The sequence below is a fragment of the Streptomyces kaniharaensis genome (assembly GCF_009569385.1).
In the GTDB taxonomy this organism is placed as follows: Bacteria; Actinomycetota; Actinomycetes; order Streptomycetales; family Streptomycetaceae; genus Kitasatospora; species Kitasatospora kaniharaensis.
Genome location: NZ_WBOF01000011.1, coordinates 1 through 8,236, shown reverse-complemented (window position 1 = coordinate 8,236; position 8,236 = coordinate 1). Strand labels below are relative to the sequence as shown.

Below are 8,236 nucleotides of genomic sequence, written 5' to 3'. Positions count from 1 at the left end.
CCACGATCGTGCCGACGTCGGAGAGCTGCACCAGGAGGCGGGGCACCGGCAGGGTGGCCACCCAGTCCTGGAAGTCCGTGAGTCGGTCGGCCAGGACCTCGCGGAAGTCGGGGCCGGTCGCCGGGCCGGGCAGGGCGATGGCGCCCATCGCGGCCGGGGGCGCGGACAGCGGCTCCGGCTCGGGCAGCGCGTTGTTCCAGAACGACGCTCCGCCGGCCTTCTTCGCGGCGGCGGTCTTCGCGCTGATCGGGCGCCCGGTGAGGAACCGGCCGAGGCAAGCCGCGGTGGCTTTTCCGGCCTTGCCGATCGCCTCGTCGGTCGCCTTCTGCTGGGCGGTGCGCTTGGGCAGCTTCGGCATCTGGCTGATCAGCCAGCCGATCCCGCCGAGCGCCAGCAGCACGCCGAGCGGGGTCAGGTGGGTGACCTTGCCGATCCACTCGATGACGCTCCAGATCGCGCCCGCGATGGCGTTGCCGGTGCCGTTACCGGCGGGCGCTGGGGTGCCCGTAGCGGGGCCGGACGGGTGCGCGGAGGGCGACACCTGAGCGAGGCCGGATACGGCGCTGTGGACGCCTCTCGCGGCTGCCAGGATGGCCATGTGGTGCTCTCCTCTCCATTGCCTTGGGGAGCCTGCTGCCGGGCGGGGCGTCACCCCCGCCCGGCGTCCCCTCGTTGATCAGAGATCAGCAGGTGATCTGTCAGTGTGCGCGCCACCTGCGACAGATGGCCCACGGATTTCGGTTCTTCTCGGTCACCCGTTCAGCGGGTGCCGTGCTCCGCGTGCCACGGGCACGGGTCCTCCGGCGGGCACGGGCCGCAGCCCGGCGGGACGTTGTGCCAGTGCCAGTACTCCTGGCGGACGTAGGCCCGGGTCCCACCGGGGGCGTCCCACTCGATGCTGTCCGGGCCGATCGGACCCTGGACGTCCTCCGGGTGAAGCCGGTCGCGCTGCTGGAGCGCGTACGCCGCCGACTCGGCGAGTAGGCCGTCCAGCTCGGTCCGGCTCCGCCACCACCGCCGGTCGGCCAATGCCGCCTCCCGGAGGGCGATCTCCCGGCAGCCGTCCAGCTCCGGATCTTGGGAGAGCCGGGCCAGCACCTCCGCCTCCTGGTCCAGGTCGGGGGCGTCCGCGTAGGCCTCGGCCGCTGTGGGGGCGGTGAACGCCGGGTAGTGGTGCAGCGTTCGGCGCGGGGTCTCACTCATCAGGGGGTCTCTCCTTCGTGCGGGAGGGGCGGCCGGTGGGCCTCCCCTGGTGGGTGGTCGGTCAGGCCCGGTCGGCGGGCCGATCCGGCGCAGGTCGGCCGGGGCGGGACGCGCGGCAGGGAACAGAACGCCTCGGCCAACCAGCCGATCAGCCCCCGGATCTCGACGTCCTCCGGCCCGACCCAGACGACCCGGCCCCGACCACCGGCGTACCGGCCCGAGGTCACCTCGAACCTCGTCGCCTACCTGGATGCTGCTCATGTCGTGCTCCTCTCTGGTGGGCGGGGCGGGCCCGGCCGGGCCCGCCCCGGGGTTGGTCAGAGGGCGGTGAGCCGGCCTGACGGAATCAGCGCCTCGATCTCCTGCGTGGTGACGGTCGGCCCGGACGCGTCCCAGGAATCCGGCGGCGGTCATCTTGGCGTTGGCCTCCTCGGCCAGGACCTGGAGCGGGGCCGTGAAATCCGTCGCACGGGCCCGCCGCGCGGGGTCCAGGGCGACGACGGCGAGTGCGGTACGGAGCCGCTGGAAGGCCACGAGCGCTTTCGCGGGTGGTGGTGTCCATGGGGATCTCCTCGGGGTGGTTAGCGGATGACGCTGACCGATGTGGGTGGAGCTCATACGGCGGGTGCCCCTGTCGGTCACCACGTCGATCCGGCCAGCAGCGACGCCGGTCACGATGTGGTCAACGACCGCCCCGGTGTCCCGGAGGGTGTCGCCCGCCCGCAGGCCGATCGGGGTGGTCTTGATCACGGACTTGCGCATGGTGCTCTCCTTCGAGGTGGTTCGGGTAGTACGGGGCGGCCCCCTCGGGCCCGCCCCTGATGGTCGATCAGAACCAGCGGTTCGCGCGGCGCTCGGCCTGGGCCTTCGCCTTCGCCTCCCGGGCGTCCTGCTTGGCCTTCTCGCGGGCGGCGTCCTCGGCCTCCTCGCGGGCCACCGCCTCCGCCTGGATCTCGTCGATCTTGGCGCCGATCTTGGCGCGGTCGCCCCCGGCGGCGGCCCGGCCGACCAGCCAGGCGAGCTTGGCCTTCTCGGCGGTGGTGTAGTAGCGCGGCTCGGCCATGGTCAGCTCCTCCCGGCGGCGAACCCGAAGCCGCCGGCCTTGGTGTTGGTGGGGGTGTTCCTCGTGCTGCGGATCTCCCGGGCGACCGTGTCCGGCCGCACCGGCTTCGTCGTCCTGGCGCTCACCCAGGCCGTCACCGCTTTTGGGTCGTCGCCGACCTCCGCCACGGCGAGGCGGACCAGGGAGGCCACGCTCGCGGCCTTCGCGCCGGGGCTCCGGCGCTCACCGAGGCAACGAGGTTGGCCGGGAGCGGAAGCTGCTCGGTCTCCGGGCGGGGACCGCCGGACGGCTGCGTGGCGCTGACCTGGGCGGTAGCGGGCTGCGGGCGGATATCCGCCGGGTCTCCGCCGGAGAGAACAGCGGTCGGGCGGAGCGCGGAGACCGGCGTCCACACCGGCAGCTCCCCAGGCGGGGCGCCGCCGGGGCGCCCAGCCGCTCCAACACCGGCGCCTGGTCCTCCTGCCCGTTGACCTCCGCCAACTCCTGCCAGGCGCCGGAGAGGCGCTCGGCGGCCTTCGACTGGGCCTTCGCCACGGCCGCTCCGGCCCGGGACAGGGAGTCCATGCGGGTCCGCTCGCCGTGGGTCTGGGCGTTGAGCACCGCCCGGGAGATCGCCGCGTTGTCGCGGGAGTCCTGGAGGACCCGGCGGATCTCCGACTTGGCCTTCGGGCTGATCTCCGTCGACTCCCACACGCCGTGGAGCCACCAGAGCGATTTGGCGGCGAGCGGGAGCCAGGCGACCGCGAGCCACCCGGCGGTGTGAGGGCTGGTCAGCGCGTGGACGACCAGCATCCCGGTCGTCAGCGCCCCCGACATCCAGCCCAGCGCGGTGACCTTGGCGTTGTGGTCGCCCTGCCCCGCCAACCGGCGTTCGTAGGAGAGGGCGGCGAGCCAGGCGCCGTCGTAACCCAGGCCGATCACCAGCGCCAGGGCGAGCGGCATCACGCCGTTGAGCCACAGGGCCACCACGGCGACGGTCAGCACCGCCGAGACGACGGTCACCGCCAGAGCCGGAGCCGCGAGCCAGGCCCGGCCCGCCGTGCGTCGCAGAGAGGTGTTCATCGGGCACCGTCCTCGAACTCCACGGCCAGCACCAGCGCCTCGTTCCAGCGGTCGCAGTCGGCGAGCATCACGGCGGTGGAGGTGCAGCCGCAGGTACCGGCCCAGTGGGCGGCGGCGGCCTTCTCCTGGATGGCGAACAGCGCGCTCTCCTCGGCCCGCCGCAGCCAACCGGCCAGCAGCTCGAAGGAGCCGAGCAGCATGCCGACCGCCACCAGCTCGGCCACGACCAGCTCCGCCCAGAACGGCGCGTCGAAGTGGGCCATGAAGGCACCGGCCGCACCAGCGGCGGCGGCGGCGAACAGCGCGGCCACCAGGACGGCCAAGCGCTGCGGGGTGAGGGCCCGCCAGACGAGGCCGGCCTTCGGGGCCTTCGGCTGGGGGGCGGGCTTCTGGACGGGCGTGCCACCGGCGTAGCTCATCGGGCACCCCCGACGATCGCCGGCGGCCTGGGCGAGCTGGGTGAAGGTCTGGGCCAGCTGGGCCTGGGCGGCCCCGAGGGCGACCAGCGCGGCCCGCCCCTCGTTGGTGTGCCCCATGCCGCTGGCGGCGTTGGACAGCGTCGCGTCGGCCCGCTCCGCGAGCTGGAGACCGCGCCGGAGCATCTGGGCGGCGAAGTCGCGGTCGTCGCTCATCGGGCACCGTCCTGGGGCCAGATGACGCTGATGCCGGAGCCGCGCTCCAGGACGACCGGCTCGGGGGCCGGGGCCGGGGTCGGCTCGGGCGCCGGGGACGGGTTCGGGGCGGGGGCGGGCACGGACGTGCCGGGCCCCTGGGTACGATCCATCACGGATCGCCCTCCTGTCGTCTCAGGGGGGTGGTCAAGGCCCTGAGCAGGTGTTTGCCGCACCGGCTCGGGGCCGCTCCCGTTTGGGAACGGCTCCACCATGACACGTTATTTCGCAGCGCACAAGTGTGTTGCGTAGCGAGTCATGACGGTATGATCCCCGCATGGACATTCCGGAGGTAGCACAAGCTGCCGCACTCGCAGAGGTAGCAAAGCTGGGTCACGACAGGGGCGAACTGCTACGGCAGGCGGACGAGTTGCTGACCCGCATCAAGCCCGCCGCCGTGAAGGCCGTACAGGCTGGCGCGGGGCGCAACCGCGTACGAGAGCTGGCGGGAGTCTCCACCACGCTCTGGTACGAGTGGCTGGACGAGGCGGGCATCCAGGTCCGCCCCAGGGCGGCGAAGAAGACCGCCACGAAGAAGGCCACTACCAGCCGGAAGCGGGAGACCTCGTGACCGACCGCCTGCCCCAGCCCGCCGACATGTCGCACGCGATGCTGATCGGCCTCTTGATGCACCTCGGCGGCAGCTTCGACATGCCCGCCGACGCCCTCTCGGTCGATGCCCTCGGCACGCCGGACGGCACGTTCCACGCCGTTGAGCTGGGGATCTTGGAGGATGGGCAGGTTCGCCTGTCCGTCGTTCCCCGGCCGCACGGAGAGGGTGCAGGAACTCCAGTTCCGCAACGGGGAGTAACCTCAGCCCCACGAACGGCGATTGACCCCACACAAGACGAAACCCGCCCCCCGGACCCTCACTTGGTGCGTAACCAGGAGAGGGGTCGTAATCCGGAAGGCGGGCCCTAGACGGTGTCGAGTGTAGGTGACCACGCGTCCCGACACACCATGGCACCGGGAGAGGGCGTACCTTGCCCACCCCGAAAGAAGTCGGCCCCGATCCCCCGCCAGCAGGGCGAGGGCACCGTTTCCCAGCTCGACCGTGACGGCGTTCCGGCGGGCTGTATCCAGATCCCCGGCATGCGGCTGGGGTGGTTCTACCGGCCTGAACGACCGGATGGTCCTGCACCAGCACCGGCCTGGGTCCCCGCTGCTGCACGTCGGGCAGGCGCCGAAGGTCACCTCCGTGATCGCGCACCTGACCGACGACGGCGAAGACATCCGCACTGGAGTACCTGGTCGTCGGCCGCCGTCAGCGTCGCCCCCGGATCATCACGGAAGACGAACTCGACCGGGGGCACCTGGGCGTCGAAGACCGGCAGCCGCCGGCCGACCGGCCCGGACGAGAAGCACGCGTTCGCCAAGGCCATGCGCATGCAGGCGGAGGACGCCCCCGAGGTCCCCGCCCGCACGTACTACACCGACGAGGGCGACCTCGTGCTTCCCGAGGCGGACGCCCAGCTCTACGGCTACGGCACCCTGTGCGGGTCCGAGAAGGCCGCCCGCGACGCGTGGGAGGAGACCGGCGCGTACGCGGTCGTGGACCCCAAGGCCGCGCTGGTGATGGGCGCGATGTTCTCCGGCCCGATGCTCGATTCCCTGGGCGTGCTGGCGCACATCCTGAACCTCCACGGGCCCGGCCAGCAGGGCAAGTCCACGATGATGTTCGTCTGCGCGGCCCTGTTCGGGAACATCAAGCCGCGCCGACAGCGGCTGCTGATGACGTGGAACGCCAGCAAGCAGGGCATCACCCAGGACCTGCGCGGGCGCGGCTACCTGCCGCTGTGCCTGGACGAGCACAGCAGCAGCGGGCGCACCCCGCAGCAGTCCAGCTCGGAGTTCTCCCAGATCTGCGCGGGCTGCCTGCGCTCGACCGGCACGGTCGACGGCGGCATCCGGGAGATGGACGGCTTCTGGCTGTCGATCCTGCTGTCCAGCTCCAACCTGCCGTTGAAGTTCGAGGGGCAGACCGAAGACCTGGCCTCGCGCCTGCTGGAGATCAAGGCGCCGTTCTTCCCGAACGCGTGGGTGGACCTGGACGGCAACGCGGTCGGCGCCGACCACAAGGGCGCCGAGCACGTCTCCAAGCGACTCAAGCGACTGGCCAGGGACCACGGCGGGTGGCCGCTGGAGTGGGCCCGCAAGGCTGGCGCCTTCACCGCGAGAAGCTGAAGGAGGCCCGGCGGGCGCACCTGGAGCTGTGCGCCAAGTACATGCCGCGCAACGGCGGTATCCCCGACACGATCGCCGAGATTCACATGGCGTGGGTGGTCGGCGCTCACGTCCTGGGCGAGGCCATCGGCGTGCCGGGCCTGGGCGAGGCTGCCGAGCGCGCTGCCGCCGAGCGGCTGAAGGCGGCGATCGAGGCTGCGGCGGAGACGAACGTGCCGGAGGGCGAGCTGCTGTGGCGGGCGCTGGACGCGATGCGCCTGGACGTTGCGGCGTTCCGGAGATGGAGGAGCTGCCCCGGGCCGCTGCTGGCGGGGTCAAGCGCGCGGGTTTCTACCGCGTCGACCGGCACGGCCAGCAGGAGTGGTGGGTGCTGGACCCGGTGGTGAAGGAGGCCGGGGACAAGGGTGGCGTCGTCAACCTCACCTCCGCGCTGCGGCAGCTCGATGAGGTGAAGGTGCACGTACGGGGCGAGGGCGCCAACGTGCTGCGGCGGGTGCCGAACTTCCTGCGGGACAAGCCCGTCACCCAGCGGATGCACTGCTTCAACCTCGGTCCGGCGCAGGAGCTGTTCGGCGGACCGCTCGACCTCGATGACGACGGCGACGACGGCCACGACGGCCAGGGCGACGGCGGCACGGACCACCAGGAGTCGGGCGAGGTGCCCGGCGGCGAGACGGCGTTCGTGCCGACGCAGGTCGAGCTGTCGCTGTCCGCGCCCGAGGCGGAGCCGGTGCCGACCGTGGCGGCCGGGCTGCCCGCGCTGGTTCGGGAGGTGACCGAACCTCGGTGGGACGAGCTGGTGGACGGGAAGTTCAGCGCGGCGAAGGTCGGCGTGCTGGCGGGCACCGGGCTGCACCTGCCCAACATGCGGCCGGTGCCGGTGCCATGCCGGGCAGCGTGGAGGAGACCTACGCGCTCATGGCGGCGTACGACGTGTGCACCCTGTACGTCCACGCCAGCGCCATCGGGGCCATGGGGCTGCCCGCCTACGACATCACGGTGTACGGCGAACTCGTGGCACCGCACGAGCACCCGTGGGCCACCCCCGTGGCGGGCGGCGTGGTCGAGCGCGTCGAGCCCGCCGGCCTTTCGTTCTGGATGACCGCCATCCCCGGCGACGGCGAGCGGCGCCACATCTCCATCCCGGCCTACGACCCGTCCCGCCTGGAGGACTCCTTCGGCTCCGCCGTCGACGGCGCGCAGCTGCTCGAAGCGGTGATGCTGTTCCTGCTGTCCAGCCGGGGCAAGGGCAAGCGCCCCAAGGTGGAGCGGTACTACCGCAACGTCAACATGACCGCCATGGGCTACGCCGGGATGACCGCCGACCTGGCCCGGTGCGAGGCGATCCGGCTGGAGACCATCCCCCAGTTCACCGCCGGGCAGCGGCTCAAGCCGATCCTTCACCTCGGGTGGAACCGGCGCATGGAGCCGCCGGAGCGCGACATGAAGTGGCTGCACCCGTACGACAAGACCGCGCGTGGCTGTCCGCCTGGTCGAACACGCCGCTCGGGGTCGGTGAGCCGACCACTACCCGGACGGCGCGGAGTTCGACCCGAAGAAGGCCGGCCTTTGGCGCGTGGCGGAGGCGCCCGGGTTCGGGCTGCCCGGCCTGCCCCCTTCCAGCTCCGCACGGCCGAGGAAGGCGGCTGGTGGATCCGCTCCACCCCCGCGATGAACCTGCTTATGGAGGCGTACCCGGACTGGACGCCGGTCGTCCTGGAGGCCCTGGTCTGGAAGGACAGCCGCCGCGTGATGGAGACCGGCTACGAGCGCATCCGCCTCGGCCGGGAGTTCCTGCTGGCCGAGGCCGAGGCAGGGCGCGAGGCCGCGACCCTGGCAAGCGCCTGAACGGCGCCCTGTACAAGTCGGGCCGGGGCTACCTGGAGCGCAACGAGCCCGAGCGCGACCACGTGACCGGCGAGATCTACGCCAGGAAGATCTACCGCCCCGACTGGGCCGCAGCCCTCCAGGACGCCGCCATTGCCAACACCTGGCGGGACCTGCGCGCGTTTCTCCAGGCCGGGCGCTTCCCGCTCACCCTGGAGACCGACGC

General features: G+C 72.2%; 11 protein-coding genes. 4 read left to right on the top strand and 7 right to left on the bottom strand.

Translation table 11 applies throughout. From position 1 onward, the window contains the following. From F7Q99_RS39300 to F7Q99_RS39270, 7 genes are all read right to left on the bottom strand, one after another. The coding region (locus tag F7Q99_RS39300; RefSeq protein ID WP_153472142.1) for a hypothetical protein at nt 1-598 on the bottom strand (598 nt) is incomplete at its 3' end. A 161-nt stretch (nt 599-759) separates the two neighbouring features. Next, nucleotides 760-1,203, bottom strand: coding sequence for a hypothetical protein (locus F7Q99_RS39295; RefSeq protein ID WP_153471975.1), 444 nt, complete (start codon nt 1,201-1,203; stop codon nt 760-762). An 829-nt stretch (nt 1,204-2,032) separates the two neighbouring features. Further along, a complete protein-coding gene (locus F7Q99_RS39290) occupies nt 2,033-2,266 on the bottom strand; it encodes a hypothetical protein (RefSeq protein WP_153471987.1) in 234 nt (77 codons plus the stop codon). A gap of 2 nt (nt 2,267-2,268) precedes the next feature. Next, nucleotides 2,269-2,457 (bottom strand): hypothetical protein, encoded by a 189-nt coding sequence (locus F7Q99_RS39285; RefSeq protein ID WP_153472139.1) that lies wholly within the window; start codon nt 2,455-2,457, stop codon nt 2,269-2,271. A gap of 31 nt (nt 2,458-2,488) precedes the next feature. Continuing rightward, on the bottom strand, nt 2,489-3,328 hold the full coding sequence (locus F7Q99_RS39280; RefSeq protein WP_153472136.1) for a protein spdB: 840 nt from the start codon (nt 3,326-3,328) through the stop codon (nt 2,489-2,491). Next, a complete protein-coding gene (locus F7Q99_RS39275) occupies nt 3,325-3,960 on the bottom strand; it encodes a hypothetical protein (protein ID WP_153472134.1) in 636 nt (211 codons plus the stop codon). Before F7Q99_RS39275 ends, F7Q99_RS39280 begins: the two co-directional genes overlap by 4 nt. Next, nucleotides 3,957-4,112 carry a hypothetical protein gene (locus F7Q99_RS39270; protein ID WP_153472163.1) on the bottom strand — a complete coding sequence of 52 codons (156 nt, stop codon included), beginning with the start codon at nt 4,110-4,112 and terminating at the stop codon, nt 3,957-3,959. The genes F7Q99_RS39275 and F7Q99_RS39270 overlap by 4 nt, the downstream gene beginning before the upstream one ends. Before the next feature lie 164 nt (nt 4,113-4,276). Between F7Q99_RS39270 and F7Q99_RS39265 the strand changes: the two genes are divergently transcribed. The 4 genes from F7Q99_RS39265 to F7Q99_RS39250 all read left to right on the top strand — a co-directional run bounded on the left by F7Q99_RS39265 (nt 4,277) and on the right by F7Q99_RS39250 (nt 8,031). Next, nucleotides 4,277-4,570: a hypothetical protein gene (locus F7Q99_RS39265; RefSeq protein WP_153471999.1), complete on the top strand. Its 294-nt coding sequence runs from the start codon at nt 4,277-4,279 to the stop codon at nt 4,568-4,570. Nucleotides 4,571-5,379: 809 nt separating this feature from the next. Next, a complete protein-coding gene (locus F7Q99_RS39260) occupies nt 5,380-6,183 on the top strand; it encodes a DUF927 domain-containing protein (RefSeq protein WP_195911438.1) in 804 nt (267 codons plus the stop codon). Continuing rightward, complete coding sequence (locus F7Q99_RS39255) at nt 6,132-6,569, top strand: hypothetical protein (protein WP_153472129.1); 438 nt, start codon at nt 6,132-6,134, stop codon at nt 6,567-6,569. The genes F7Q99_RS39260 and F7Q99_RS39255 overlap by 52 nt, the downstream gene beginning before the upstream one ends. Before the next feature lie 532 nt (nt 6,570-7,101). Beyond that, nucleotides 7,102-8,031 carry a hypothetical protein gene (locus F7Q99_RS39250; protein WP_195911437.1) on the top strand — a complete coding sequence of 310 codons (930 nt, stop codon included), beginning with the start codon at nt 7,102-7,104 and terminating at the stop codon, nt 8,029-8,031. Nucleotides 8,032-8,236: the final 205 nt, after the last annotated feature.

Coding starts and splice junctions, on each gene's coding strand:
- F7Q99_RS39280 (WP_153472136.1), bottom strand. CDS start 3,328: ATGAACACCTCTCTGCGACGCACGGCGGGCCGGGCCTGGCTCGCGGCT.
- F7Q99_RS39295 (WP_153471975.1), bottom strand. CDS start 1,203: ATGAGTGAGACCCCGCGCCGAACGCTGCACCACTACCCGGCGTTCACC.
- F7Q99_RS39290 (WP_153471987.1), bottom strand. CDS start 2,266: ATGGCCGAGCCGCGCTACTACACCACCGCCGAGAAGGCCAAGCTCGCC.
- F7Q99_RS39275 (WP_153472134.1), bottom strand. CDS start 3,960: ATGAGCGACGACCGCGACTTCGCCGCCCAGATGCTCCGGCGCGGTCTC.
- F7Q99_RS39270 (WP_153472163.1), bottom strand. CDS start 4,112: ATGGATCGTACCCAGGGGCCCGGCACGTCCGTGCCCGCCCCCGCCCCG.
- F7Q99_RS39250 (WP_195911437.1), top strand. CDS start 7,102: ATGGCGGCGTACGACGTGTGCACCCTGTACGTCCACGCCAGCGCCATC.
- F7Q99_RS39260 (WP_195911438.1), top strand. CDS start 5,380: ATGCGCATGCAGGCGGAGGACGCCCCCGAGGTCCCCGCCCGCACGTAC.
- F7Q99_RS39265 (WP_153471999.1), top strand. CDS start 4,277: ATGGACATTCCGGAGGTAGCACAAGCTGCCGCACTCGCAGAGGTAGCA.